Annotated in this window: 26 protein-coding genes, 1 tRNA gene and 1 pseudogene; 20 read left to right on the top strand and 8 right to left on the bottom strand. The window is 46.5% G+C overall.

Features of this window, described 5'->3' with window-relative positions:
* The first annotated feature begins 15 nt into the window (after nt 1–15).
* On the top strand, nt 16–1,128 hold the full coding sequence (locus ABIA61_RS17540) for a glycosyltransferase (RefSeq protein ID WP_404581122.1): 1,113 nt from the start codon (nt 16–18) through the stop codon (nt 1,126–1,128).
* On the opposite strand, the gene ABIA61_RS17535 is transcribed toward ABIA61_RS17540, so the two are convergent.
* Nucleotides 1,120–1,998, bottom strand: coding sequence for a DUF72 domain-containing protein (locus tag ABIA61_RS17535; protein WP_404519611.1), 879 nt, complete (start codon nt 1,996–1,998; stop codon nt 1,120–1,122). The genes ABIA61_RS17540 and ABIA61_RS17535 overlap by 9 nt on opposite strands.
* A gap of 231 nt (nt 1,999–2,229) precedes the next feature.
* Here ABIA61_RS17535 and ABIA61_RS17530 point away from each other — a divergent pair, with 231 nt between their 5' ends.
* The 5 genes from ABIA61_RS17530 to ABIA61_RS17510 all read left to right on the top strand — a co-directional run bounded on the left by ABIA61_RS17530 (nt 2,230) and on the right by ABIA61_RS17510 (nt 6,367).
* The gene (locus ABIA61_RS17530; protein WP_404519613.1) at nt 2,230–2,973 is read left to right on the top strand and encodes a class I SAM-dependent methyltransferase; all 744 of its coding nucleotides are present in this window, start codon (nt 2,230–2,232) and stop codon (nt 2,971–2,973) included.
* 23 nt (nt 2,974–2,996) lie between these two features.
* Nucleotides 2,997–4,019: an MBL fold metallo-hydrolase gene (locus ABIA61_RS17525; RefSeq protein WP_283653061.1), complete on the top strand. Its 1,023-nt coding sequence runs from the start codon at nt 2,997–2,999 to the stop codon at nt 4,017–4,019.
* A gap of 52 nt (nt 4,020–4,071) precedes the next feature.
* Entirely contained in the window at nt 4,072–4,707 is a 636-nt protein-coding gene (locus ABIA61_RS17520) for an NAD(P)-dependent oxidoreductase (protein ID WP_404581075.1), read from the top strand.
* Between the two features lie 128 nt (nt 4,708–4,835).
* Complete coding sequence (locus tag ABIA61_RS17515; RefSeq protein WP_404581074.1) at nt 4,836–5,474, top strand: TetR/AcrR family transcriptional regulator; 639 nt, start codon at nt 4,836–4,838, stop codon at nt 5,472–5,474.
* 107 nt (nt 5,475–5,581) lie between these two features.
* Nucleotides 5,582–6,367 (top strand): SDR family NAD(P)-dependent oxidoreductase, encoded by a 786-nt coding sequence (locus tag ABIA61_RS17510; protein WP_404581073.1) that lies wholly within the window; start codon nt 5,582–5,584, stop codon nt 6,365–6,367.
* Nucleotides 6,368–6,543: 176 nt separating this feature from the next.
* On the opposite strand, the gene ABIA61_RS17505 is transcribed toward ABIA61_RS17510, so the two are convergent.
* Complete coding sequence (locus ABIA61_RS17505; RefSeq protein WP_283653057.1) at nt 6,544–7,101, bottom strand: phosphatidylglycerophosphatase A family protein; 558 nt, start codon at nt 7,099–7,101, stop codon at nt 6,544–6,546.
* Between the two features lie 152 nt (nt 7,102–7,253).
* Here ABIA61_RS17505 and ABIA61_RS17500 point away from each other — a divergent pair, with 152 nt between their 5' ends.
* The 5 genes from ABIA61_RS17500 to ABIA61_RS17480 all read left to right on the top strand — a co-directional run bounded on the left by ABIA61_RS17500 (nt 7,254) and on the right by ABIA61_RS17480 (nt 11,369).
* Entirely contained in the window at nt 7,254–8,312 is a 1,059-nt protein-coding gene (locus ABIA61_RS17500) for a GerMN domain-containing protein (protein WP_283653056.1), read from the top strand.
* 93 nt (nt 8,313–8,405) lie between these two features.
* Nucleotides 8,406–9,167 (top strand): ribonuclease PH, encoded by a 762-nt coding sequence (rph, locus tag ABIA61_RS17495; RefSeq protein WP_404581072.1) that lies wholly within the window; start codon nt 8,406–8,408, stop codon nt 9,165–9,167.
* Nucleotides 9,167–9,799 (top strand): XTP/dITP diphosphatase, encoded by a 633-nt coding sequence (locus tag ABIA61_RS17490; protein ID WP_044648295.1) that lies wholly within the window; start codon nt 9,167–9,169, stop codon nt 9,797–9,799. Before rph ends, ABIA61_RS17490 begins: the two co-directional genes overlap by 1 nt.
* A 589-nt stretch (nt 9,800–10,388) precedes the next feature.
* Nucleotides 10,389–10,721 carry a peptidoglycan-binding domain-containing protein gene (locus ABIA61_RS17485; RefSeq protein ID WP_283653053.1) on the top strand — a complete coding sequence of 111 codons (333 nt, stop codon included), beginning with the start codon at nt 10,389–10,391 and terminating at the stop codon, nt 10,719–10,721.
* Between the two features lie 15 nt (nt 10,722–10,736).
* A complete protein-coding gene (locus tag ABIA61_RS17480; RefSeq protein ID WP_404581071.1) occupies nt 10,737–11,369 on the top strand; it encodes a DUF4367 domain-containing protein in 633 nt (210 codons plus the stop codon).
* Nucleotides 11,370–11,642: 273 nt separating this feature from the next.
* Here the strand turns inward: ABIA61_RS17480 and asnB are convergent, their stop codons facing one another.
* Nucleotides 11,643–13,487: an asparagine synthase (glutamine-hydrolyzing) gene (asnB, locus tag ABIA61_RS17475; RefSeq protein ID WP_404581070.1), complete on the bottom strand. Its 1,845-nt coding sequence runs from the start codon at nt 13,485–13,487 to the stop codon at nt 11,643–11,645.
* A 166-nt stretch (nt 13,488–13,653) separates the two neighbouring features.
* Between asnB and ABIA61_RS17470 the strand changes: the two genes are divergently transcribed.
* The gene (locus tag ABIA61_RS17470; protein ID WP_404581121.1) at nt 13,654–14,013 is read left to right on the top strand and encodes a hypothetical protein; all 360 of its coding nucleotides are present in this window, start codon (nt 13,654–13,656) and stop codon (nt 14,011–14,013) included.
* Nucleotides 14,014–14,307: 294 nt separating this feature from the next.
* Here the strand turns inward: ABIA61_RS17470 and ABIA61_RS17465 are convergent, their stop codons facing one another.
* The gene (locus ABIA61_RS17465) at nt 14,308–14,601 is read right to left on the bottom strand and encodes a magnetosome magnetite crystal formation protein family (RefSeq protein ID WP_134912986.1); all 294 of its coding nucleotides are present in this window, start codon (nt 14,599–14,601) and stop codon (nt 14,308–14,310) included.
* Between the two features lie 176 nt (nt 14,602–14,777).
* Here ABIA61_RS17465 and ABIA61_RS17460 point away from each other — a divergent pair.
* Nucleotides 14,778–14,851 (top strand) — tRNA-Arg (locus ABIA61_RS17460).
* Between the two features lie 310 nt (nt 14,852–15,161).
* Nucleotides 15,162–15,920, top strand: a complete 759-nt coding sequence (locus tag ABIA61_RS17455) for an SDR family oxidoreductase (protein ID WP_283653048.1) — start codon at nt 15,162–15,164, stop codon at nt 15,918–15,920.
* Nucleotides 15,921–16,112: 192 nt separating this feature from the next.
* Here ABIA61_RS17455 and ABIA61_RS17450 read toward each other — a convergent pair whose 3' ends face one another.
* Nucleotides 16,113–17,456, bottom strand: a complete 1,344-nt coding sequence (locus ABIA61_RS17450; RefSeq protein WP_283653047.1) for a 6-phospho-beta-glucosidase — start codon at nt 17,454–17,456, stop codon at nt 16,113–16,115.
* 176 nt (nt 17,457–17,632) lie between these two features.
* Between ABIA61_RS17450 and ABIA61_RS17445 the strand changes: the two genes are divergently transcribed.
* Together ABIA61_RS17445 and ABIA61_RS17440 are read left to right on the top strand one after the other, a co-directional pair.
* Nucleotides 17,633–18,601, top strand: a complete 969-nt coding sequence (locus ABIA61_RS17445; RefSeq protein ID WP_283653046.1) for a LacI family DNA-binding transcriptional regulator — start codon at nt 17,633–17,635, stop codon at nt 18,599–18,601.
* A 129-nt stretch (nt 18,602–18,730) separates the two neighbouring features.
* Nucleotides 18,731–20,146 carry a helix-turn-helix domain-containing protein gene (locus ABIA61_RS17440; RefSeq protein WP_283653045.1) on the top strand — a complete coding sequence of 472 codons (1,416 nt, stop codon included), beginning with the start codon at nt 18,731–18,733 and terminating at the stop codon, nt 20,144–20,146.
* 495 nt (nt 20,147–20,641) lie between these two features.
* On the opposite strand, the gene ABIA61_RS17435 is transcribed toward ABIA61_RS17440, so the two are convergent.
* Nucleotides 20,642–20,821: a hypothetical protein gene (locus tag ABIA61_RS17435; protein WP_404581069.1), complete on the bottom strand. Its 180-nt coding sequence runs from the start codon at nt 20,819–20,821 to the stop codon at nt 20,642–20,644.
* A 22-nt stretch (nt 20,822–20,843) separates the two neighbouring features.
* Here ABIA61_RS17435 and ABIA61_RS26645 point away from each other — a divergent pair.
* From ABIA61_RS26645 to ABIA61_RS17420, 4 genes and pseudogenes are all read left to right on the top strand, one after another.
* Nucleotides 20,844–20,948 (top strand): annotated as a pseudogene (locus tag ABIA61_RS26645) (NucA/NucB deoxyribonuclease domain-containing protein); the annotation flags it as partial.
* A gap of 128 nt (nt 20,949–21,076) precedes the next feature.
* Entirely contained in the window at nt 21,077–21,727 is a 651-nt protein-coding gene (locus tag ABIA61_RS17430) for a hypothetical protein (RefSeq protein ID WP_283653044.1), read from the top strand.
* A 356-nt stretch (nt 21,728–22,083) separates the two neighbouring features.
* Entirely contained in the window at nt 22,084–22,251 is a 168-nt protein-coding gene (locus ABIA61_RS17425; protein ID WP_082067123.1) for an aspartyl-phosphate phosphatase Spo0E family protein, read from the top strand.
* A gap of 64 nt (nt 22,252–22,315) precedes the next feature.
* Nucleotides 22,316–22,510: an XRE family transcriptional regulator gene (locus ABIA61_RS17420; RefSeq protein ID WP_283653043.1), complete on the top strand. Its 195-nt coding sequence runs from the start codon at nt 22,316–22,318 to the stop codon at nt 22,508–22,510.
* 52 nt (nt 22,511–22,562) lie between these two features.
* Here the strand turns inward: ABIA61_RS17420 and ABIA61_RS17415 are convergent, their stop codons facing one another.
* Nucleotides 22,563–23,516, bottom strand: coding sequence for an AEC family transporter (locus tag ABIA61_RS17415; RefSeq protein ID WP_404581068.1), 954 nt, complete (start codon nt 23,514–23,516; stop codon nt 22,563–22,565).
* A 24-nt stretch (nt 23,517–23,540) separates the two neighbouring features.
* Nucleotides 23,541–25,262: an NAD-dependent malic enzyme gene (locus ABIA61_RS17410; RefSeq protein ID WP_404581067.1), complete on the bottom strand. Its 1,722-nt coding sequence runs from the start codon at nt 25,260–25,262 to the stop codon at nt 23,541–23,543.
* Between the last annotated feature and the right edge of the window lie 317 nt (nt 25,263–25,579).

Raw genomic sequence — 25,579 nt, 5'->3', positions numbered from 1 at the left:
AGTGCGGAAGGCTCTATAACTAAACCTCCCGTCACCATCAGCTTGTGTATGATTGTGCAAAACGAGGAGCAGACACTTGCCCGCTGTCTGGATTCGGTGGCGGACCTGATGGATGAAATGATCATCGTGGACACAGGTTCCACGGATCAGACGAAGACGATTGCAGCCCGTTATACGGATCGGCTGTATACATTCGACTGGAACGACGATTTTGCCTCCGCCCGCAACGAATCGTTCGACAAGGCGACCTGTTCCTATGTCCTGTGGCTGGATGCGGACGATGTGCTGCTGGAGCCAGATCGTGAGCGTATGCGTTCGTTGAAGCGGCATTTGTCTATGGACATTGACGCGGTGGTGATGCCACTCCATCTGGCGGAAGGTAAGCAGGGGGAGCCATTATTCACCTCGCGCCGTATTCGTCTCGTGAAGCGGGAGCGTCAATACCGCTGGGCAGGGCGTCTGCATGAGGATCTGGTGATACCCGAGGGGCAAATCGTCCATTCAGATGTGGCTGTAACGCACCGCCGCATGGAAGATCACACGCTCCGTAATCAACGTATCCTTGCCCGCTGGATCAGCGAAAGCGGCAAGCTGGAGGGACGTCTGCTGTATTTTTACGCGAATGAGTGCTTTGATCGTAAGGAATATGTCGAGGCGGCAGAGGCGTTCAATCGCCTGCTGGGAGAGCCGAGCGGCTACCGGGAGGACCGGATTACGGCTTGTGTACGGTTGGCGGAATGCTATCTTCATCTCGTGCAGCCGGAGCAACAACTGGATAGTTTGCTGCGCTCCTTCCGATATGATGTGCCGCAAGCGGATCTGTGCTGCATGATCGGTGACTGGTTCTTCACACGAAAAGAGTGGAGCACAGCCGCCTACTGGTACGAAAAAGCACTGGAGCAGCGGGGCGTATCTGGTTTGAGAGCTGTTCCGCTGCCCTGCTACTCCTGGCTGCCGCATGTACGACTTAGCCATTGCTGTGCCAATCTGGGCAATCTGGACGCTTCATATGAGCATAACCAAAAAGCTTTGCGATACTTGCCTGAGGACCCGCATTTGCTGGATAACGAACTCAAGCTCAGGAGTGCTATTCAAAACCTTTCATCCTCAGCCCGCCCTTCAAAATAGTTCAAGCTGTTCCGGTCCATTGTCCTCCTCGGGTGGCTTGCGGGGTGGAAAAGGCTTAGGCTCCATGCCGAGCATGGTCATGAGCTGCTTGGCGTTAGCGGCGGCATCTCCACCTGAGTTGTTGTTGAAAATAACGCACACCTCGCGGCTTTGCTGCTCCAGCTCCAGCAAACGGTCTTTCCATTCGGCCAGCTCGCTCTCATTATACCGATACAGATAACGAACCTCTCGCCAGTTGGGTGCGGAGCTTTGATTCCAGCCGGACACATTCCGTCCGTGGAGACGTACCACTGTCATATTGCTGTCCGTAGCCTGCGGCACAATCGGGACGGACCCCAGTCCCGCCTGCGGCTCGTCGCATACGCTGTGTATCCAGCCTTCCTCACGCATAAATGCCAGCGTTTGCTTTCGAAACTCGGGTGTGAACCAGCTTTGATTTCTGAATTCAAGTACGGATGGGACATCTCCCATCCTTTTTTTCGTATCACGCAGCACGGCGACGTTCTCACGTGTACAGTCGAACCAGGGTGGATATTGGAACAGCACAGCCTTGAGCTTGCCTGCTTCGCGGAGAGGCTGTATGGATGTATGCAATGCTTCGTACATGGCATCAGTTGTTTTGAAATAAGGCTGTTTGCCGCGCGTATGCCCGGTCATGCCCTGATAGGCTTTGACGAGAAATGAAAATGAGTCAGGGGTTTCGGTCGCCCAGCGTGCCATACGATCTGTGGGCTGCACAGCATAAAAAGAACTATCCATCTCCACCACTGAAAAATGGCTTCCATAGACGCTTAATTTTTGGTTGGCTTTGGTGCCGACTGGATACAGATCATCGTGATCGCCCCAACCCGTCAGTCCGATTTGAATCATAACGTTGTCGCTCCTTTCCTTCATGAATAGCATCAAAAGGCGTTCCCTTGATTCATTTTAATGATAAAATGGGGTGAATCGCATGAAGCTGGTATGAAGTTCCTATGAATATCTAAGCATAAATATGGTTATTGTAACATGTTGCTTAATCGTAATGTTTTTGAGTTTCCAGTTTGAAAAAGCTAATATAGTATGTAATAGAGCGAAATGAGTTCATGGAGGAGAAACAATATGGCAGAATGGTATGAGCAGAGCTTTGGGGAAGATTACTTATTAGTATACAAGCATCGCGACTTTCAGGGAGCCTATCAGGAAGTGCAGAAAATGATCTCCTGGCTCAAATTGCCGCAGGGATCCAGCGTATTGGATTTGTGCTGTGGTATGGGACGTCATTCGCTTGCGCTCGCAGATGCCGGCTATAAGGTAACGGGCGTGGATTTGTCCGGTGTGCTGCTGCGTGAAGCACATGCTTCCGATCCTGAAGGACGGGTTAGCTGGCATCAGGGCGATATGAGAGAGGTGCCGCTGGAGGAAAGCTTTGATGCGGTGGTAAATTTGTTTACTTCCTTCGGTTACTTTGAGGAGGACGCGGAGCAGCTTAGAGTATTAAAAGAAATTTATCGGCTGTTGAAGCCGGGCGGACGTTTTATTATAGATTATTTGAATCCTGCGTACGTAGCCGCTCATCTGGTGCCGCATTCGTCACGGGAGGATGAAGGAAGTCAGATTGAGGAGCATCGGGTTATCGAGGACGGATTTGTGAAAAAACAGATTGCCATTCGTTCAATAGTAGTAGCGGGTGAAGAGCCTGCACGTGTGTATCATGAGCGCGTCAAGCTGTATCCGTATGAAAAATTCCGTGCTTTGCTGGAGGAAGCGGGACTGTCTGTAGAGCAGGTACATGGAAGCTATAACGAAGATGAATATATTGAAAATGCATCGCCCCGAATGATTTTTGTCGGTGTGCGTGCTTGATACGGAAAGGCGGTTGGGAAGCCATGAAGATGCCGGAGCTGACCCCGTGTGAACGGATCGACGGAGGCTTTCAGGTCAAAATATCCATGTCCTTTCCGCTGCGCTGGGTGAACAGCTATGTGCTGAAGGGGCAAGACGGATTTACGATCGTAGACCCCGGCCCGCGCAGTACGGATACGGAGGAAGAATGGGCGCATGTCTTCCGGGAGCTGGGGATGTCCTTTGGTGATATCTCGGACATTGTGGTGACTCATCATCACCCGGATCATTATGGTTTGGCGGGCTGGATGCAGCAGCAAAGTCAGGCTCGTGTACATATGTCAGCGCGAAGCCATAAGGAAGCGATGGTGATGTGGGGCCAGCCAGATTCACAAGCGGATATCTCTATGCCGATGGAGCAGAGGCTGCCAAGCTTTTTTGTCCGTCACGGCTTTCCTGTGGAGCAGGTATCGGCCTTGGAACTGCACATGCAGCAGGCTCATCTGCAAGTGAATCCACAGCCTGATATCACTGTTATTCCTGTCGGGGAGGATGCACGTCTGGAATTGGGTGGGCGTGGCTGGCTGCCCATTGAGACAGGGGGGCATGCGCCCGGACATGTCTCTTTGTATGAGCCGAATAGCGGCGTTATTCTGTGCGGTGACGCGGTTTTGCCAAGGATTTCGCCTAATATCAGTCTGCTGCCGGGAAGTGACCCCCAGCCCTTGCAGTCTTTTTTGAATGGTTTGCAGCGGCTTGGCGAGCTGGAGGTAGCGTGGGCATATCCGGGGCACCGTAATCCGTTTGGTTATTTTCGTGAACGGACGCAGGCGCTGCTGGAGCATCATGAAGAACGGCTGGACAAGTTCCATGAGTTGATCCAGCCAGAGGGCAGTACAGCCTATGAGCTGTGTATCGCTGTATTTAGTGACAAACTGGGGATTCATCAGCTACGGTTTGCCATGTCCGAGACACTGGCCCATCTGGTGGAACTGGAGCGACGCGGTCGGGCCTCTATAAGCGAGACGAACCCTATCGCACGTTTCTACCCGCTTCGCGGAAAGTAATGGCGGAAAGTAATAGAAGGACAACGGCATCCATGCCGGGAAAGAGGCTTTTATGAATTTGCTGCTGCTGGGGGCTACCGGACGTGTGGGGCGTTTTATTCTGGAATATGCATTAGCGGACGGTCATACTGTTACAGCTCTTGTTCGTTCACCGGACAAGCTGGAGGATTACATATTAAGATATGGGACGCTACTCCAGATCGTACAAGGAGATGCCACCAACGCTGAGGATGTAGCGCAAGCGCTGGAGGGTGGGACGACGGCTGTCATCAGCGCGCTGAATACGGGTGGAACCACGACCTTATCCGTGAATATCCATTTGCTGATCCGGCTTATGCAGGAGCAGTCCGTTCCCCGGCTCATTACAGTGGGGACGGCAGGGATTTTACAGAGCCGGACGGAGCCGGGCTTGTATCGGTATGAATCCTCCGAGCCCCGGCGGCGCAGCACCCGTGCGGCTGAGGAACACCGCCGGGTGTACGAACGGCTGCGCGATTCGGCGCTGGACTGGACGATAGTCTGCCCGACATGGCTGCCGGACGGAGCACGGACGGGCATATATCGCGTGGAAAAGGATCTGCTGCCCGAGGATGGCACACAAATTATGACCGCTGACACGGCCGATTTTACCTATCGTCAGTTGAGTAGCAGCGATTTTCTACACACACGGGTAGGCATTGCCTATTGATGCTGTAGCGAGTTTAATATTTGACAAAAATTCAGAATTAGAATACTATGATTCTTGTTGGTAACGTTGTTTCCGAAAAGATCACGTTCAAACTCTATGTTAAAAATAGTAAGGAAGTGCATTAAAAAATGTCCGAGCCATCGCATCCCTATAAAACCTATTCGGAAGTGAAGCTACAGCAGCAGCAATTGCTACGTAAAAATGTCATTGATGCCGCATGTATCCTTCTTGCGGAAGAAGGGCCTGAGGCCGTGACTGTACGACGAGTTGCCCAGAAATTAAGCTGTTCCACCAAGATTATTTACAGTATTTTCGGCAGCAAGGATGGTCTCGCCAATGAGATGTACCTAGATGGATGTCGGCTATTGGCCGAAACCTTTCAACAAGTTCCAAGCACCGATAACGTACTCGCTGATCTGGAAGCCCTAAGTTGGGCATATTGGCAATTTGCACAGCTTCATTCAGCCTATTACAAAATGATGTTTGGCGGGGCTTTATCTGATTTTAAGCCGGATGAACAGAGTCTGGAGGGCACGACTACGGCCCTTTCTCGAATCACGGAAGCCGTAGCACATGCTATGGAGCAGGGTGAACTGGAAGAACATGATCCGCTGCTAGTTGTCCGCATGTTTTGGTCTGCTTTACATGGAGTCATACATCTTCAGTTTGCAGGTCATTTTTCAAATGTAGATATGGCTCAAGGGGTGTATGCATTTACACTGAAGAATACGCTCGCAGCATTTAAAACATCCTCATCCCAATCTTAAGATATAAGGTGTACTGAGGTCGTCATAATAGGTGACTTCAGTTCATTTTGGAACAATGGTAACAATGTTTCTTGAATAAAACAACGATACTATGGAGGTTCATAATCATGTTTATGTACGCAAACAAAACAGCTCTGATCACAGGTGCATCATCCGGTATTGGCGAAGCCTTTGCCTATTCGCTGGCAGCTCAAAAATGCAATCTCATTTTGGTGGCACGTAATGAAACGAAGTTGAAGGCACTGGCTAAAGAGCTCTCTGCTAAATACAATGTAAAGACAACAGTCATCGCACTTGATCTTTCCGCGACAGGAGCGCCGCAAACATTACATCAGGAGGTTCAAAAACATCAACTAAAGGTGGATCTCTTGATTAACAATGCCGGCTTTGCCACCTATGGATACTTTGAGCAGGTTTCAGGAGAACGGCAGCATGAGGAAGTCATGCTCAATGTGGCTGCTTTAGTCGATATCACACATGCATTTATGCCTGATTTATTGCGTAACCGGGATGGCGGATTAATCAATGTTGCTTCCACAGCCGCATTTCAGCCCGATCCGTATATGGCGGTGTATGGAGCAACCAAAGCATTTGTGCTTTCTTTTACTGAAGCGCTATGGGCAGAAAATCGGAAACGGGGGCTTAAAGTTCTGGCCCTTTGTCCAGGCTCAACAGAAACGCCGTTTTTTGATATTGTTGGCGCAAGTGAAGCGTCAATTGGAATTAGGGAAACTCCCCAAACCGTTGTGAAGAACGCGCTGAGAGCATTTGAAAAGGGGCGTAGTCACATCATTTCCGGTCGTCAAAACTATTGGGTAGCTCAGGTATCCCGGTTTTTCTCTCGTCAATCCACGCTGGGAATTGTAGAACGTGCACTGCGCCCACAAAAATAAATTTAGATTGTAACCATCACGTTAGTCTACCCTATGTTCCGGGTCTGATCGTTTCTTATTCAAATCAGACCCGGCATTTCTGCTTATATACAGATCAAGCGCTCAGACCCTACTCCAGCCATGTCTTGTTCTCCTCTTACCCTGAATATATCTGTTGTATTTTATCGCGTCGTTATCTAACGAGTTGTATCCGGGGCGCTTTCCTCCCCAAGCTCCTGCTCGCGTTCTGCTTGCTTGCGATGAGCAATACGACTGCTGGCCGAAGCAGCGATGGCCCCGACAATATCGTCCAGAAACGTATGGATCGGCCCCAGGCTTTTATCGTTCAGTCGTTCCAGCACGCCCGGTTTAAGTTTATCGACATAACCGTAATTCGTAAATCCAATGCTGCCGTATACATTCACAATGGAAAAGGCCAAAATTTCATCCACTCCGTACAGCCCTTCATCATTTTCAATCATATCCTGCAATGGGGGAAGGAGAGCGCCTTGCTCGGCAAGGATATCCAGTTGGATGCCCGTAAGCACCGCATTTTGGACTTCGCGCTTCATCAGCACCTTTTCCACATTCTCAATACATTCTTCCACCGTTAAATTCGGGTAATATTTTTTTTGTAAAAGCATGACCAGCTCTGCGATCTCCGTAATGTTTACACCACGCTTGTGCAGCCATTCGCGGGTGGCATCGGCTACCTTTTTACTATTCAGGCTATAAGGTGCTTTTTTCTTGTCCATAAAGTTGAAGTTTCCCTCCTCGTATCGTTCCTGATTTCTACTGCAATTATGACCAGTGTGTCCAGTCGGATGAAAAAGTAGTTATTTTTTACGCGAGGCTCGTATACATATTAGTACAATCTGTACAAAATTGTTAGGGAGGAACTTCATTTATGAACATAAAACATCCATTGCGCGTAACGTCTGTAGTAGGGCTGCTGTCCCTGCCGTTGTTGTTGTCCGGATGCAGTCTTTTCGGCAATGAATCGGCATCTATTGATCCCCCGCCATCCACGACGGAGCAGTCCATGATTAAGGCGGTGACAGGAAAAGCTCCCATCAGCACTGGACAGCTGAGAGCTGTATTTTTACAGGATCATAACGGTTTGCTAGCCCCGGTATCCTTACCGATTGCTACAGGTGATGTGCAGGCGGATGCCAAGTCGGCGCTGGAAACGCTGGTGGAGGGCGGGCCGTATGCCGGATTATTGCCGGAGGGTTTCAAGGGCGTGCTGCCCCAAGGTACAGAAGTGAAGAGTGTGACGGTGGACAAGAAGAACAAGCTGGCAGTCGTCGAATTCAACAAATCGTTTGGGAGCTACAAGGCACAGGAAGAACGCAAATTAATGGAGAGCTTGACCTGGACCCTGACTGACCGTCCCGATATTCAAAGTGTACAAATCTGGGTGGATGGCAAAAAGCTGAACGAAATGCCTGTTGGCGGCACACCGCTGGATCATCCGCTGACCCGCGCAGTAGGCATTAATCTGGAGGTTGGTCATGGCGTAACGCCGCTAGATTCTAGTCCGGTCACGGTATATTTTTCATCCTCATCTCCCGCTGGAGTTCAATATTATGTGCCTGTAACACGGCTGGTCAGCCCGGAAAAAGATCGTGTTCAGTCCGCGCTGCATCAGTTGATCCAGGGGCCGCAGACCCAGGACGGACTACAGGAAGTCATGACAGGGGAGACGGCTCTGAAATCCGTGGAACGCTCCAAGGATAACGTGATTACGGTATCGCTCTCGGATGATATGTTCGCCAAGGGAGAAGCGGTGCCTGCCGAGTTTCTGGAATCGGTAGTGCTGACGGCGGCAGACAATTCAGAGGATGCGGTTAAAACCAAAATTCGGATTGAGCTGAACGGTGAAAAAAGTGTGATTGGACAAAATAATCAGAATTATGGAGAGCCTGTAACCAAGCCGCAGCACATTAACGAAATTCCTCTTTAAGGGCGACGAATCGTCCTTGGGGTGCTTTTGCCTGCACACTTTGGTAAAATAAACGTATAAGAACAGGTTGCATACGACGTAGGAGGAAAAAGCATGAGTAGATCTAACGGACGAAACGGTGATGAGCTGCGCCCGATGAAATTGACAGCAGGAGTAAATAAGTATGCGGAGGGCTCTGTTTTTATAGAGGTTGGCGAGACGAAAGTCATCTGTACAGCTACCGTGGAAGAACGCGTTCCACCCTTTATGAAGGGACAAGGGAAGGGCTGGGTGACGGCAGAGTATTCCATGCTTCCACGGGCGACTCATACGCGTAATCAGCGCGAAGCTGCACGTGGGAAGCTGACAGGCCGGACGATGGAAATTCAACGTCTGATCGGAAGAGCGCTGCGTTCGGTTGTGAATTTGCAGGCGCTGGGTGAGCGGACGATTACGCTGGATTGTGACGTGATTCAGGCGGATGGCGGCACACGCACGACTTCAATTACCGGTTCCTTCGTAGCGCTGGCGATTGCTGTGAATAAAATTGCGCTACAGCACAAGCTGCCTGTTTTTCCAATTACCGATTTTCTGGCATCCGTCAGCGTGGGGGTTGTTGGCGGCAAAGCGCTGCTCGACCTGAACTATGATGAGGATTCCAAGGCCAAGGTAGACATGAACCTCGTGATGACCAGCGGCGGCAAGTATGTTGAGCTGCAAGGTACAGGTGAAGAAAGTCCGTTCGACCGTCAAGAGCTGGATCAACTGCTCAGCTTGGGTGAACAAGGAATTCTGCAAATGATCGAGCGTCAAAAAGAGGTGCTCGGCCCGATTGCAGACAAGATCGGAGCAGGACGTGCGGGGGCTGGGGCCTGATGCTGTTGGAGGGTCCGGTTGTTATTGTCGCTACGAAGAATAAAGGAAAAGTGCGTGAATTCGCACATGCCTTTGCTCCGTTTGGCAAGGAAGTCAAAAGCATGTACGACTATCCTGACATCCCTGATGTCGTTGAGGATGGTAAAACCTTTGCCGAGAATGCTTTGAAAAAGGCCAAAGCGGTCGGAGATGTGCTCGGATTGCCTGTGCTGGCTGATGATTCCGGCCTGTGCGTGGATTTGCTGGACGGTGCACCGGGCGTATACTCGGCCCGTTATGCCGGAGAAGGTGCCAGCGATCACGAAAACAATATCAAGCTGCTCGACGTTCTGGAATCGAAGCAGCTTGGTGATGATACCGGACAGCCTTTGCTAAGCCCGGCTCAATTCGTCTGCACCTTGATTCTGTATAATCCGCAGACAGGGGAGACCTTGGAATCGACTGGCTCGGTGGAGGGCTGGATTACAACGGAAACCGCAGGCAGCGGGGGATTTGGCTATGATCCGTTGTTTTATTTGCCTGAGTTTGAAAAGACGATGGCCGAGCTGACGCTGGAACAAAAGCAAGCCATTAGCCACCGAGGCGTAGCATTGCGTGACTTGGCGAAAAAGCTTGGGAATCCGCAGGCATAGTTTTTAGCAATGTAGCTGCTGGGCTTGAGTAACCTTTAGATGCGTCTGTTGCCTCACCGTTTTATTGAACGGCTAAATAATTAGGCTAACATATAACAATAATGAAGGATAGCTGATTATACCCCTGTCAAGTAGACAGGGGTATAATCATGTATAGACTTTTGATTTTTCCATTTCCATCAAGCTTACCCAGAATTAAACCTCAGATTAGTCTGGGGTTTAATGGCAGGCGCTGGCGCAAGGAACCAGTTAACCAGCTGAAACAGCAGCAGCCTGGTCGGACCCCTTGTGCGGTTCAATTCCGCAGCGTGCCCCTGATAGATTGGGGGAATTGCCCATATTTTTGTTGAATAATTACAAAAATAAACTTATAATGTAAGAGAAGACAACAAAATGCAATATGCAGCTATTAATAGTGTAGCTGTATTTTGTACGTTCTTTATTAGTCATAAAACACATACAAATAACCTTTTACATAATCAGTCTGATTAATAAAGTCCATTCTTGTCTCGGGCTTGCAAGCATAGCAAGTGCTGCCAGTGATTTTAGTGGTTTCCCTACTTTGCGCCAAGGCGACAGCGGGGGATATGTGAGAGCATTACAAGCAAATTTATGGGCCTATGGACAACAGGGAACCGTAGGAACGATTGATGGAAGTTTTGGTAGCGGTGTGAAATCAGGGCTCCAAAATTTTCAAAGTGCTAAAGGACTAACAGCAGATGGAATAGCTGGTTCGGGGACTTGGAATAGAATGAACTATAATGTCTCTGTTGAAGTTCCAGGAAGATCTTTCTTCTTATCTACTCCTGACAGTTCGACTTATTACGTGTTTTATGGGACAGGAGATAGTGGTAGTGGTATGAGATATGCAGTTTTGTATAAAACCAATAATAGGACCGTTACTTCAGGTACAGTATATTAATAGGAGGGGTTTAATTTGAAAAAACAATTAGTTGCTGTAGCATTAGGTGGCGCACTCGTAATAGGTAGTGGTGCATTTGTATATAATTCCTATGCTGCCGAATCGGAAGTTCCATCACAGGTTCCGGTTGAGACCAAAGCAGAAGCGATTGATGCTTCAACAGCACAAGCGCCGATGGAAACACCAGCAGAGACAGTAGTTGAAAGCTCTACTGATATCGAAGGACTCATAAACATATCTGATGTACCAGCAGAAGATATCCATATTCCTAATCTAGCGCAGGGAGCCTCGCTTAAAACAGCAGCAGCGGCTGGAGACGTAAGTTTGAAACCATTAAACACAACAGCACTAAAAGGCGAGAATGGATTGGTTATTAGACAATCATATCGCGGGAATGATGGAAAAGAAATTATGGTCATTCAAACCGAATCCCACATGGATGAACAGGCTACTATTGAGAGTTTGAAAGACTCATATAAAGAGGAAAAGGTTGAGTCGACTAAAATCAACGACCATACTGCTGTTTATGTCGACGGGCAAGCAAGAAAGGTTGTTCATCTGATTACGAAAGATCACTTTTATACTGTTTCCTCTTTTAATGCCACTCTTGATGAATTGAAGGAAATTGCAAAAAATATTCAAGAGTAATTTTTTGGTCGAACTAATTACTAAAAAACACAAACGATCCGTTTGTGTTTTTTAGTTTCCTTTCCCAATCCAGTCATAATTGAGTAAACCGTGCCATGCACATATCTCCTCCAGTTCACTCTATCCATGGTTCATGTGGGATTTTTTGAGTGTCTAATTTGAAGGGGACGGTACCAAGCTGCGGATAGACTTTTTGACATTTATTATTTTCCATACAACCCGAGCTATTCACGTTTTGCCTTGAGGAAGGTTATGTCAGGTTACGACTAACGCTTACCGAATCGCTACCTTGTAAGTGCGCAGCCAGTTATCCACTTGAGCCAAATACGCGAACAATTGAGGCCCTGACATCAGTTGACCGAACCAGGGCAGGTTGGTAGATGCCTCCGGTGAGGCCGCGATATCCCGTACTTTTTGGGCATCAATCAGCTTGAGCAGCGGGGAGGAGGAATCATCCAATAGATCCAGCGCCTGTTTTTTCACAGCAGCAAGATAGGAGGGGTTATGCGTTTTGGGATACGGGCTTTTTTTGCGATACAGCACATCATCCGGCAGTACACCCTCCAGCGCTTTGCGCAAAATACCTTTTTCACGTCCGCCCGTCATTTTAATACTCCACGGGATGTTCCATACATACTGCACCAGTCGATGGTCGCAATACGGTACCCGCACTTCCAGTCCGGCCCCCATACTCATCCGATCCTTACGGTCCAGCAGAGTAGGCATAAAGCGGGTGATGTTCAGATAGGACATGACGCGCATTTGCGCAGCTTTACCTGTTTCCCCCGGCAGCTTCGGCACTTCTCCTACCGCTTCCGAGTATCGGTCGTTCAAATACTCCAAAGGCTTGATCCAGTCCCGCACCTCGGGAGACAGCAGACTGGCTCTCATGTCGGGAGCGACTGCCCACGGGAACGTACCCGAATTGAGCATTTCTTCACGATGGAACCACGGATATCCGCCAAACACTTCATCCGCCGCCTCACCGGAAATGGCGACAGTGGCTCCTTTTTTTATCTCCCGGCAAAAGAGATACAGCGACGAATCCACATCCGCCATACCGGGCAAATCCCGCGTTAGCGTGGAGTTGTTCAGCGCTGCTACGACCTCGGGCGTATCGAATTCGATCCAGTGATGTTTCGTGCCTAACTCATCGACCATCCGCTGAATCCACGGGGCATCGGCTCCGGGCTGGAACGCATGAGCTTCGAAATGCTTGTCGTTATCCACATAATCGACCGAATACGTATGAACTTGTCCCTGCCCGGTACGCTTGTAATAATCGACAGCCAGCGCGGACAGTGCGCTTGAATCCAGACCGCCCGACAGTAGGGTGCATACCGGAACGTCTGAAATCAGTTGCCGCTCTACCGTGTCCAGCAGCAGCTCGCGTACCTTGAGCGCTGTTTCTTCGGTGTTATCCTCATGCGCAAAGCTTTCCAGCTTCCAGTAGGCTTGAATGCGCACACCGTCGCGGCTGTACGTTAGCGTATGTCCGGGGCGAAGCTCCTTCATGGAAGAATATACGCCGTGTCCGGGGGTGCGTGCAGGACCGATGATAAAAATTTCGGCCAAACCCTCGGCGTCGATTGCGGCTTCTACCGCAGGGTGCTGAAGCAGCGCTTTGGGTTCCGAGCCAAATACGAATACATCTCCGGTTTGGCTATAAAATAACGGCTTGACTCCCAGCCGGTCCCGTGCCAGAAATACCTGCTCCCGCTCACTGTCCCAAACCGCAAAGGCAAAAATGCCATTCAGCCGATCCACACAATCCGGGCCCCACTCCATGTAGGCTTCGAGCAATACCTCTGTGTCGCATTGTGTCCGGAAAAAATGCCCTCGCTGTTGCAGCTCTTTTTTCAGCTCAGGCGCGTTATATATTTCCCCGTTATATACAATCGTATAAGTGATATCCTCAAGCTGCCGGATCATGGGTTGAGCACCGTTTTCCGGGTCCATGACGCTCAGTCTTCTGTGTCCGAAGGCACACGGGTTGGATATCCAGGTGCCTGCAGCATCCGGTCCGCGATCGGAGAGCGTTTGCGTCATATTGAGCAGCAGCTCCGATTGATGCATTAAGTCTCCGTTCCACTGTATGAAACCAGTAATTCCGCACATATGTCTGTTCATCCTCTCTTTGTCGTGTTCATCCAGTGTTGGGATGAAACAAAAACTAAATCCCCAGTTCATCAGTATATATGCCGAAAAGGAGCATAAAATGTCTGTCCGTTCCGAAAACTACAAATGGGGCAACCCGTGTATTCGCAAGGAAGGAGGAAGGCAAATGTACTACATCAAGGATGCTAAAATACGCCGCTTCACCGAACTTGACGGAGTACGCTGCGCAGAGGTAGAGGTGCGGCCAGGCGCGGCAGATGACCCGGAACTGCTGGTCTACATCACTGCCACCAATCAGCAGGACGGTCAGGAAGGCTATGACGTGGTACGCATCATTCGTAACGACGCCGATCTGGCGCTGGATTGGTACGACAATAACCTGCATTCCGCGTTTGAGGAAGTGACGGACAAGGCTTTTACCGACTCCACACACATTACGGCCGGGGAAGAACGGGAAAAGTTTAAAAGGGAGTTACTTTCCTATGGGCAGCTCAGCACGGAATTTGCCAAGGAGTTCGGCGTATGAGAATAGGATGCGCCATGCCTCGGCTTTTGTTGATTTGGGCTCCAGCGCCACCGCGGGATCAGCGTGAAAGGAGGGGGAAATCATAGACGGCAAAGCGAAGTATAAGAAGAACAAAGGCAGCAGTTATATTCATAACAATGAATTTGCGGAAGAAGTGCTTGAGAAAAACGTAAGGCATGAAGTGCCAAAAAGTCCTAGACGTTTCGGTAATAAATAAATTTGTCCATTAAAAATTTTAAAGAAGCCTCCGTATCCCGCTTAACTCGCGGAATGCAGGAGGCTTCTTCTTCAGATTTATGCGGCTTCACGGAGCGTCATAATTCCTTTGTAAATGTTGTAGACAAATACCCCGAGGTAGACCACAGCGAATAGCAGCACAAACCCGATTACAGAACCTGCATGATTCGCCGTTGCGATAAAATACAATAGCGGAATCGCCGCGATAATGGGGAAAATGTGCGACAAAATGGCCTTTTTTGCATGTCCCTGAACATACTCGTCCCGTACCGCAATCCATACAATAACAGGCAACAGAAAAGGGGCGAAAAAAATACTGAAATAACAAAGTGATGACAATAGACCTCTCACGGATTAGATACCTCCTTCGTAGCATGGCCTTTTGTACATAATACCCCGTCAGCGTCCAAATGATTCCTTTTGCAGCCTGTTTACTTGTACGATAAAAAAATGCTTTTGACAGTTAGCAAAAATATGATATAATAATCAATGCGCTGAATACATAAGGTTCCAACGAATACCATTTTGTCCCAGTAGCTCAGCTGGATAGAGCAACGGCCTTCTAAGCCGTCGGTCGGGGGTTCGAATCCCTCCTGGGACGTATAACAGAGAAGCTTCCGTAAGGGAGCTTTTTTGTGTTCCAGTTATGCTCACAGGGTTCACGATATGATGCGATTAATCAGTAGTGACATCGTCTATAATTTCATTAAGCAGAGCTTCGATAGACTGATAGTTCTTATAAAATGTCCCCCTATTTAATAGACATTAATGTATAAAAGTGTTTGCTAGTGAGCAAAATAAGTAGCGTTTGATGATTTTAGCTGATGTGCTTCTTTATACTATAATTGTAAAAGTTGATGAACAACTGTCGAACATTATACAGGATACAGATGCAGACGAGGAGGATAGAAATGAGACTTCAAGACAAAATTGCAGTAGTCACAGGTGCAGCTTCCGGTATGGGTAAAGCTATTGCCAAGCTTTATGCACAAGAAGGGGCCAAGGTAGTGGTGTCCGATATTAATGCAGATGCAGCTACTAATGTGGTAGAAGAAATCAAAGCTAATGGTGGAGATGCTATCGTCGTAGTTGCTAATGTTGCAAAAGAAGAAGATATTCAGAATCTGATTGATACGACCGTTGACACCTATGGTACAGTAGATATTCTGGTAAACAATGCCGGAATTATGGATAACATGGAACCGGCAGGCGATATTAAAGATGACCAGTGGGAAAGAATTTTTGCGATTAATACAACCAGTGTTATGCGTTCTACTCGTAAAGTTCTACCTATCTTTTTAGAAAAACAAAAAGGTGTCATTGTGAACGTAGCTTCTGCAGGTGGGTTGTTTGGTGGGCGAGCTGGTGGAGCTTATACAGCTTCTAAACATGCAGTTGTTGGTTTTACTAAAAATACAGGCTACATGTATGCTCCACAAGGAATACGTTGTAATGCAATTGCTCCAGGTGGTGTGGAAACTAACATCAATTCAACGATAACTAATCTAAATAAATTTGGTGCTTCCAGACAGCAATTGGGAATGGCTATTAATCCACGTCTTGGAAAATCGGAGGAAATAGCACAGGTGGCTTTATTCCTTGCTTCGGATGAATCAGGTTTTGTGAACGCTACAGTGATTACTGCCGATGCAGGTTGGACTGCCTATTAATAATCTGAATTAAGCCACAATACGTGGCTCTATCCCGGGAGTTGGAGCGATGGATTAGCTACGAGTTACTGTGGGAGAATAATTAAATACCAAGAGGCCGTGTCTGACACGGCCTCTTTTACTGGATTCAATAGCTTCGAACCTCAGAACGTGGAACATCAATTAAGTGATAGGAAAAGCTCTGCTTTTGTTTTATACCGTTGCTTTCGCCTTATGCGCAAAAAATTGTGGCAAATGCTCTTTATGCGCTTCCAGCAATTCATCCAGCACCGTTTGGGCGATGTCACCGCTTGGTACAAGCGGATTCAGGGTGAAGGCTTGCAGAGCTGTTGCGTAGTCCCCCGTTACCGCCGCTTCAATCGTCAATTCTTCCATCGCCTTCATCACTTGCAGCAAGCCGCGCTGTGCAGGCGGGAATTTGCCAAAGTTTACAGGTTCTGCACCATGTGCGCGAATCACACTGGTAATTTCAATCGCGCTGTCATAAGGAACATCATCAATTGCACCATTGTTACGTGTGCTAACCACCATCAGTGTGCCTTTGTTGTTATAGATGGAATTAATAATTTCACAGGCTGCATCGCTGTAATGCGCGCCGCCGCGTTTGGATAGTTCCTCCGGTTTGTAATCCAGATTAGGATCTTTATACAGTTCAAACAGGCTTTCTTCCAGACGTTTGACGACTTGACCCCGAGTTCCTTCATTTTTGGCTTCCTCTAGTTCTTCCTTCAGCATGTTATCTGTCATGTAGTAATAACGATGGTATGGACAAGGCAGCATTTTCAAATGACGCACTTGATCATACAGGAAACGCATGTTTCTAATATTTTCAACGACCTTTTCCGGTTTTGCGCCAGGCGCGTACAGTCCTTCAATCACCTGCTCAGTTAATTCGGTCCCTGTTTTGTCATATACTTTATGCCAGTGAAGGTGGTTAATTCCTGCAAATTTAAAGAACAGTTCTTCTTCCGGTTTGTCCAGCACAGCGGATGCACTCTTGATCGCGCCGATTGGAACATTACATAATCCGATGACTTTGTCCCATTGACCATAACGAAGCACGGCTTCGGTGACCATCCCTGCAGGGTTGGTGAAATTAATCAACCACGCATTCGGACACAGCTCTTTCATATCCTCGACAATACTGAGGATGACAGGAATGGTACGGAAGGCCTTGAACATTCCTCCGGCACCGTTGGTTTCCTGACCGATCATACCGTGTTTTAACGGAATACTTTCATCTTTAATCCGGGCTTCGAGCAAGCCTACCCGAAACTGTGTTGTTACAAAATCGGCATCTACCAAGGCTTCACGACGATCCAGCGTCAAATGTACTTCACAATCAATGCCTGCCGCTTTCACCATTCGTTTGGCCATGGCCCCTACAATTTCCAGCTTTTCGCGTCCTGCCTCAATGTCTACCAGCCACAATTCCCGAATAGGGAGCTCTGCATAACGTTTGATGAAGCCTTCTACTAATTCCGGAGTATAGCTGGAGCCGCCACCGATAGTTGCTATCTTTAAGCCTTTTTTCATGATTGTTGCCTCCTGAGTACATTTTTTTAAACCGCTTTCTCAAGCTTCTATTTCACTGTAATCTCTGTAATGCATTACAGGTCAAGGGGGTTGAAAAAAACAATTTTGGGGGTGTGATGAGATTCTGGAGGCTTAGCGCAAAGACATGCTAAAATAGAGAGAACGAGGTGAGGACTATGGCGAATATCCATGAGATTGCAAAGCTTGCGGGTGTATCCTCGGCAACGGTGTCCCGTGTCATTAATAACCACCCGTATGTGAGTGAACCGACAAGACAGCGTGTGCAGGAGGTCATAGACCGACTGGATTACGTTCCTAATTTGAATGCGATTTCTTTAAAAACGGGCATGACAAAGCTCATAGGAATTATTTCAATTTCTTTTAATGATTCATTGAATTTATTTGTGCGTGGTTTTACGATGTATGCTCAGGAGCATGGCTTTAATATAGCCCTTTTTATTACGAATGGGGATAAGGAAAGGGAGCTTGAAGCACTGGAAATGTTGCGAAGAAAGCAGTTGGATGCCTTGGTTTGTATGATTCGCGTCAATGAGTGGAGTGTGATCGAGCATTATACCAAATATGGTCCGATTGTGACATGGCAGCGTGTGACCATAGAGGCAATCCCGTCTGTATTCATGGATCAGTATCAGGGCTATACGCTGGCGCTGGAGCATTTGTATGCCCGAGGATACCGGAAAATTGTAAATGTGTATGGCAATATGCGGGGGCTTAATACGAAGGAACGCATCCGGGCCTATCATGATTTTTGTGAAAAATATGATCTGGACGCTGAGGCCTTCCCGCATTTTTATGGTTTAAATTCAATAGCAGAGGGTGAAAATATCGCCCATTGGTGGATAGAACAAACGGACAAACCGGATGCCTTCGCTTGTTCTACAGATTATTTGGCAGCAGGACTGCTGACCGAAGCACGCAGGCTCGACGTTTCTGTGCCGGATCAATGTGCGGTGGTCGGATTTGATAACACGGAAATTTCGCATTTGCTTGATTTAACAACGATTCATTACCCGATTGATAAACAAGCTGAGAACGCATTCATCATGATTCGCAACACCCTTGAAGGGCTGGATGAAACGTTACATCATTTGGAGTTTAAATTAGTGGAGAGAGCGACTACCTGATTTGGGGAAAGGGCTTTGGTTTGATATGCCAATATCAAGAAAAAGTATATTGACACATGCCAATATTTGGACAATAATCTGAGATAAGATTATAAAATTTGGATTTTTTGTATGAAAGGTGGTTGTGACTTGGAACATACACCTACGATTTTAGCGGAGTTGGAAGAATATCTAAAGCAAAATGACTTGACATTGGCACAATTTGCCGAGTGTTCAGGTGTTCATCAAAGAACACTTAATAATTGGATTCTTAAGCATCGTCCTGTGGCTATACATCAGCTTGATCGAATCACGCTGGCTATGGGATTACCCGAAGGCTTTTTTTACGAACGATACATAGATCATTACATCATCGAACGTTCCCCGGATTGGCGGCGAATTGAGCCAGTATTGTATCGCTGTGCTGAGCTGGATAAGCTGGAAGCGATTAAGCGTGTAGTTGGTCATATCATGGACAAGCTGCTATATTCCCCGAAGCTATTTGATGCAGCGGAAATTTTATTCGCACAAGGTCGGCACGCTGCTGCGTTGTTGCTCTATGAGGGGGTTGCGGAAGGAGAGAAGTACCAGCACTCTGAACGTCTGGCCATCTGTCAGTATCGTATGTTTACAATTCAGGTTGGAGACGATCAGACCCGAAATCTCAGGGCAGCTACGCTATTTGAGCCCTTTGTCGAACGACTGGATGAAATAGATCAGCTTGATGCGTTGAAAGATTTGGCGAATGTGTATCGTTCATTGCGTGAATGGGACAAGCTGGATGAAACAGCGAGAAAAATGAAGGGGAAAGCGGAAATTCAATATACTTTGAAACATCAGCAGAAGAAGCAAAAGTGCGTGGAGCATGATAAAAGGCTGAGTCGTCCCATGTTTGTGTACATCACTTATGCTGACCTGTTGTGTGCAAGTGTCTGTGAAGCCCAAGGCGATTATCAACAAGCTCTAGATTATACATACGCCTACGTTAATTTAGATTGGGTCAAAGAGACGGACGAGGATACCCTGCATTGGATCGGCTTGTTTGGGCACTGGGCAGAGGGTAATGTATTTGTAAATAAACTTCTTTCTGGAGATACAAGTGTGCTTCTGGATTATGTTGAGTATATTGCAGCCACAGATGGAACGGATCAAGAGATGATTACCAAGCTATTGAATGTTTTAATGGCGACTAACCAATATCAGATAAATGTGGATGAAATACTCCAGCGGTTTAAAACGGAGATTGATTCTTTTGCTCAACAGCGACCATCTGCTGACATGTATACCCAACAAGTTGTGCCAGACCAGTATGCACGTTTTGATTATGAGTTAGCTTATTACTATTTACACAAAGGGATTTATGCTGTTGGCTTTAAACATTTGATGAATGCATCGATAAAAGCGAATATACTAAATAATGAGACATATTTTATAAACTGTATGGGATTGTTCGTTCGTTTTCAAGCCCATGCGGTTCCTGAAACTAAAGCGGAGTATTTCAATCTTATTGAAAAGGTGTGGGTAAACAATGTTGAAAAAAATGGTGCTTCTAGTAATAGCAACTAGCTTTCTGTTTATCTTCAGTATGCCTGTTCAAACTTACGGTCATAGCATTGAGCTTCGTGATCAAATTGGTGGAGCTTAAACGTAAATAAAAACAATCCCCGCCAACCAATTAAGGTAACGGGGATTGTTTTTATTATTTACTTTTTTCTGAATATGAATATCCCAATAAGTGCAACAACTATTATAGCGGGAATTCGCCATGAATGCGGTAGAAATTTAGTTAACCATAGGGCAGCAAATACTGTGGCTATTGCCAAATAGCCTAATCGTTCATTGGGTTCAAATTTCTTCCTATTGAAGAATACATTCAAATAGCCTATCGGCGGGGTTATAATGATCATTAAAATTATGACCATTGGTCTTAAATACCACTTTCTTTTCATTCTTCCTCTGTTATTCGTCGTTGTTAATCACAGTTATTAAAGGAATTATCAAATCCATTGTCCATTGTTACAGTCAGAATAGCGCGTTCACCAGTTGGTTATGTTGGTTCGATTACATTAGAAACTTTTTTTCATCAGGAAGCGTTTTGAGATCTCCATCCCCTACATTCGTTGCAAATGCACCTTCATAACCTACATCCCGATTATAAAAGCTTATTCTCATATTCTTTGAATCACTTTTAAGCTTATATGAATCAATAGTTCTATCTGTGCCTAAATCAATCATAACCATCTTATCTTTAGGAAGTAAATAGATTCGATACATAACCCCTAGTGATAACTGAGGAGCTGGTAGTTGGGTAGGTCATAAGCTTGAAGAGTATCCGGACGGGGCGGAAATTAAATTTATTGTTAATTAAATACTTTTTATTAAAAGAAGGTTGTTTTTTTAATTGATTTATTGTTCGACAAATTCCCCCTTACTTCTCATTATACAAAGTGTAATATTTATAACTGTTTGAAATATTTGTATAGGAGGAGAATTATTATGAAAATTTTTAAGAAAGTGTTCGTCCCCTTATTGGCATCAGCATTGCTCTGCGCAACTGTTTTACCTTCGGTAAGTAATGCTGAACAAATTACCACGTCAGAAGAAAATTTGGTCCAAACAGAAGTTGTACAGACTGAAAAAGGTAAAGCTGTTATCACAACAAACTTTGAAAATGATGATCACCGAATCACTACGGTTGTTGAAAATGGAAAAACAACTAAAATTGAATATTTCCCACAAGATCAAAAACTTCTGATTGATGGAGTTAAGCAGGATGAATTAATGGTTAAAGAAATTAATTCAGATTTTTCATTAAACGATGTTCCTTCTGGTGGAACTTTTGCTGGAAAGTTTGATTATTCTTATAATTGGGTAAATGTAGGGATTTCTATAGGTGCAGGGATAATCTCAACGATTACTAAAGTACCTGTTTCAACCATTCTTACTGTGATTAGTATTTCGGCTGGGATGAATACTGTAGCTTACTTTACGGTATATCAATATTCGTATCCTCGAACATGTGGAGTCATACCTTACGCACATCATGTGATATTTTATGAGAGTGCTTCACGGACGAAAGTAACTGGCGTGTTTGACACCGGAAAATTCTTTAGTTCACAGCCCTCCCCTATAGGCTGTACACCATGACTAAATTACTAAAGCGGTACGTAGGGATTATAGTAAGTTATGCTTTAGGTATAGGCATATTCTACGTCCTTGGATATAAGTTTGATATTATGATGCTTTATATCATTTTGACTTCGATTATAATTGGAGAGGTAATCAATTTTGCATTGTCGAAACGAGAGAAATGAACAGATCAGCAACTATACCAAAGGAACCTCTGTCCCCACTTTAGTAGTGGAGACGGAGGTTCTTTTGCGTAGAATTTGAGGCTTCCCAGCTTATGCGAACTTTTGGAACAGCTCCTTTTTTGCTAGGAGCATCATTCGCAAATCCAAAAAACGTCTTTTTATTCTAAAATATGACATATAGGAGGGATCATGCTGATGAATCAAGGTGTGACTTTACTTCGTGTCGAAAGAGCTAGGAGGAAACTGTATCAAGTCCAGAAAAAGTACGGATTTTTAACACATCCCAAAGTAATTGAACAATCTAAGAAACTGGATGATCTGTTGAATCATTACCAAACGGGCAGATCAGATCATTAAGCTAATGTGTATTACGTGTTGCATCATACTATGATTTCAAAAACCAGGCTTGGAGGTAATAAAATTGAATCGACGAAATGCTGTAACCCCTTTTGGGTGGGAGATCAAACAAAAACTGGTTGAGAAAAGAATGGATCAGAAAACGTTTTGTGCTACATACCATATTCCGACCACCAGATTGTCCAATCTCATTCACGGAACACGTAGGGCTACGAGATATAGAAAACAAGTATCCGAATTGCTTGGAATTGAAGAATAAATGTAATTTTCTCTATTTATGGAGAAAGTCAGTTCTATCTATACGCATGCATTCACACCAATAGCGAAATCAGCACAGGGAGTGTAACAAGAGAAATGACCGCACTGATGACGAAAGCAGAGGCTGTTTCCGATTCCAGACTTTCAAAACGTGTAGCAATCATGGCAGCGACGGCTGAGCCAGGGAAGGAAACGAGCAATACCGCCTTCACCGTATCGGCAGACGAAAGGCCGCACAGGTAGGCAATCAGTAGCATTAATAGAGGCTGTACAATCGTTTTTAACAGCGCGATAGCAATGGCAGTTATGCTGAAACTGATATTGCGTACGCCGATGGTTACACCGACCGCGAATAAAGCGGCCCCGGACGTAATATCCCCGATTTGATTGAATGATTTGTTCAATAAATCCGGTGAGTGGAAGCCGAACAAGGTCAAAATAACACCAATAAGCGGCACCAGCGCCAGTGGTTCTCTTAAACCGTGGAGGATGGAGTCCCAAATAAGCTTTCCGAGGTGACCATTCCGCTCTTTCCCTGAGTTCCGGCTGGCGACGGTAGCTATAATGGTAGCCGCCGGATCAAGAACGGCATTGACTACGATCCCGGTAATCGCAATCGGAATGGCAACAGCAGAGGAACCGTAGATGGCACCCAGCACTGGAATGCCCATAAAGGCAAATGTCGGCTGTGCCGAGTTCAAAGCAAACATGGATGCATCCTTTACCGATTGCTTCACCGCAAACCGACCCACCAGCAGGAGGACGGCATAAAAGCCGACAATACCAATGAACAGAGCCAGCAAGAAAGGCCATTGCTCGATAAGAGATTTCCTGCTGGTGGTCGTAATGCCGATAAATAAATGCGCGGGTAGCGCAAATTTGGTAACCAGTGAATTTAGGGCTTTCGAGGAAGAGGCATCGAAGCTTTTGTAATGGCCTGCCAACCACCCTAAAATAATGACGAAGAAAATAGGCACCAAAATATAAAAGATATGTCCGACACTCATGGATTGTTCCTCCTGAAAGCCCTCTTAATGCGGGTGGTGTATTACGTTTTCCACTGCTTTTACCTTCGCATATTCCGGCTTCCACATCGCATCCCGAACGGCTTGCTCGATATTTGCAATGCGTGCCTGAGCCACCTGATCCTGAATCGCGGCCTTCGCTACCGCAACCGCAACAGCGTATGAAACATCCCGTAATTTTCGGATATGAGGGAGCAGCGCACCGCCAGGCTTATTCGAATCTACGCCTTTGGCAACGGCATCTGCTGCGGCTGTAAACATGGCAGGGGTGATCCTTTTGGCTTTGACTACAATTGCGCCCAGACCAAGTCCCGGGAAAACAAAGGCATTGTTTGCCTGTCCAATCTCAAATTTCGTTCCGTTATAGCTGACAGGTTCAAAGGGACTTCCAGTAGCGATTAAGGCTTTGCCATCTGTCCACTGAATCAAATCCTCAGGTACCGCTTCTGCAAGGTTTGTAGGATTGGACATGGGCATAATAATCGGGCGTTCTACATGCTTGGCCATTTCCTTGATGATCTCTTGGGTAAAGGTATCCGCTACACCGGAGGTTCCGATCAATATCGTAGGCTTCACCTGACGGATGACCTCTAGCAGCGGTATTTTTCCGTCATCAGACCGGGTCCATGAGCTGACTTCATCTTTGTTGCGCACATATGGCTTCTGATAATCCAATACATCCTCCATATCGTCCGTTAGCAGACCTCGATAATCAAAGGCCCAAAACGGCTTGAAGGAATCCTTCTCTCCAAGGCCGTCCACGATCATAGCTCCGCGAATTTGGTCGGCGTTGCCGATTCCCGCTGCCCCCGGGCCGAACACAAGTACTTTTTGCTCACGCAGCGGAATCTTGGTGACGCCTACCGCCGAAAGAATTGCAGCCAGGGTGATCGCTCCTGTGCCTTGAATGTCATCGTTAAAGGTGAGAATGCTTTGACCGTATTTTCCGATAATATGGCGTGCGTTCACACTGCCCACATCTTCCCAATGCAAAAGCGCCTTCGGGAATTGAGCTAACGTTTTGCTGACAAAGGTATCAATAAACTGGTTATAAGCCTCTCCGCGAACCCGTTTATGGCGATTGCCGATATACAGCGGATCATTCAGCAGCTTTTCATTATTCGTGCCCACATCCAGCACAATCGGCAGTACCCGCCCGGGATGAATACCAGCCGCAGCCGTATACACAGCCAGCTTGCCAATCGCAATATTAATGCCTCCCACACCCCAGTCACCAATCCCCAAAATACTTTCGGAATCCGTCACTACAATCAGATCCACATTCTCACCACTCAAGCCAGAATTATAGAATGCTTGTCCGATGCCGTTCGGGTCATCTATCGACAAATACACGCCTCCAGGGCGGTTGTACTCATGACTATATTCCTGAATCGCGGTCCCCACCGTAGGTGTGTAGACAACGGGCAGCATCTCACTCAAATGGTCGGTTAGCAGCCGATAGTACAGCACGACATTTCGATTGTGAAGGTCATTCAGGGAAGCGTTTTTGCGCAGCATGGTCGGTTGTGCCAAAAATTGCTGGTACGCCCGGACGCTCTGTTTCTCCAGAGAAAGGATGGTCGGCGGAAGAATTCCTTCAAGACCCAGTGCTTTGCGTTCCTCTTCGGTAAAAGCGACCCCCTTGTTCAAAAGAGGATTGGCTAATATATCCTTTCCCCGCAGCGGGGTGGATAATGACCCGTCCTTATTTACATAAAATGCTTCCATAGAAATAACCTTCTTTCACTTCATATTGATAACCATTCGTAACGAAAGATGACACGTTCTCCATAGTATGGGCGTGTGAATCTGATTTATTCGCCTAGTTTTCTATGACAAAATAACCATAATGAATTCTGTTTTTGATTAAAAAGAACTATATATGAAGAATGGGGTGTAAGGTCTTTTTACACTTATTTTTACAGGGAAAAGTAGGTCTAAATGCTTGTTTTCTGCTAAATGTGAAATATCAGTCTCATTTCGACATTATCCATATATATCAAGATGTGTGAGCTATTTTATTAAAAAATTATGAAGAATTTGCA

The organism is Paenibacillus sp. RC21 (assembly GCF_044907935.1).
In the GTDB taxonomy this organism is placed as follows: domain Bacteria; phylum Bacillota; class Bacilli; order Paenibacillales; family Paenibacillaceae; genus Paenibacillus; species Paenibacillus terrae_A.
The sequence above is the reverse complement of the archived record's forward strand: the minus strand, read 5'-3'. Positions and strand labels throughout refer to the sequence as shown.

Bases quoted from the DNA above. Each gene is read 5' to 3' on its own strand.
- ABIA61_RS17535 (WP_404519611.1), bottom strand. From the start codon at position 1,998: ATGATTCAAATCGGACTGACGGGTTGGGGCGATCACGATGATCTGTAT.
- ABIA61_RS17530 (WP_404519613.1), top strand. From the start codon at position 2,230: ATGGCAGAATGGTATGAGCAGAGCTTTGGGGAAGATTACTTATTAGTA.
- ABIA61_RS17525 (WP_283653061.1), top strand. From the start codon at position 2,997: ATGAAGATGCCGGAGCTGACCCCGTGTGAACGGATCGACGGAGGCTTT.
- ABIA61_RS17520 (WP_404581075.1), top strand. From the start codon at position 4,072: ATGAATTTGCTGCTGCTGGGGGCTACCGGACGTGTGGGGCGTTTTATT.
- ABIA61_RS17515 (WP_404581074.1), top strand. From the start codon at position 4,836: ATGTCCGAGCCATCGCATCCCTATAAAACCTATTCGGAAGTGAAGCTA.
- ABIA61_RS17510 (WP_404581073.1), top strand. From the start codon at position 5,582: ATGTTTATGTACGCAAACAAAACAGCTCTGATCACAGGTGCATCATCC.
- ABIA61_RS17505 (WP_283653057.1), bottom strand. From the start codon at position 7,101: ATGGACAAGAAAAAAGCACCTTATAGCCTGAATAGTAAAAAGGTAGCC.
- ABIA61_RS17500 (WP_283653056.1), top strand. From the start codon at position 7,254: ATGAACATAAAACATCCATTGCGCGTAACGTCTGTAGTAGGGCTGCTG.
- rph (WP_404581072.1), top strand. From the start codon at position 8,406: ATGAGTAGATCTAACGGACGAAACGGTGATGAGCTGCGCCCGATGAAA.
- ABIA61_RS17490 (WP_044648295.1), top strand. From the start codon at position 9,167: ATGCTGTTGGAGGGTCCGGTTGTTATTGTCGCTACGAAGAATAAAGGA.
- asnB (WP_404581070.1), bottom strand. From the start codon at position 13,487: ATGTGCGGAATTACTGGTTTCATACAGTGGAACGGAGACTTAATGCAT.
- ABIA61_RS17470 (WP_404581121.1), top strand. From the start codon at position 13,654: ATGTACTACATCAAGGATGCTAAAATACGCCGCTTCACCGAACTTGAC.
- ABIA61_RS17455 (WP_283653048.1), top strand. From the start codon at position 15,162: ATGAGACTTCAAGACAAAATTGCAGTAGTCACAGGTGCAGCTTCCGGT.
- ABIA61_RS17450 (WP_283653047.1), bottom strand. From the start codon at position 17,456: ATGAAAAAAGGCTTAAAGATAGCAACTATCGGTGGCGGCTCCAGCTAT.
- ABIA61_RS17445 (WP_283653046.1), top strand. From the start codon at position 17,633: ATGGCGAATATCCATGAGATTGCAAAGCTTGCGGGTGTATCCTCGGCA.
- ABIA61_RS17435 (WP_404581069.1), bottom strand. From the start codon at position 20,821: ATGGTTATGATTGATTTAGGCACAGATAGAACTATTGATTCATATAAG.
- ABIA61_RS17430 (WP_283653044.1), top strand. From the start codon at position 21,077: ATGAAAATTTTTAAGAAAGTGTTCGTCCCCTTATTGGCATCAGCATTG.
- ABIA61_RS17425 (WP_082067123.1), top strand. From the start codon at position 22,084: ATGCTGATGAATCAAGGTGTGACTTTACTTCGTGTCGAAAGAGCTAGG.
- ABIA61_RS17415 (WP_404581068.1), bottom strand. From the start codon at position 23,516: ATGAGTGTCGGACATATCTTTTATATTTTGGTGCCTATTTTCTTCGTC.
- ABIA61_RS17410 (WP_404581067.1), bottom strand. From the start codon at position 25,262: ATGGAAGCATTTTATGTAAATAAGGACGGGTCATTATCCACCCCGCTG.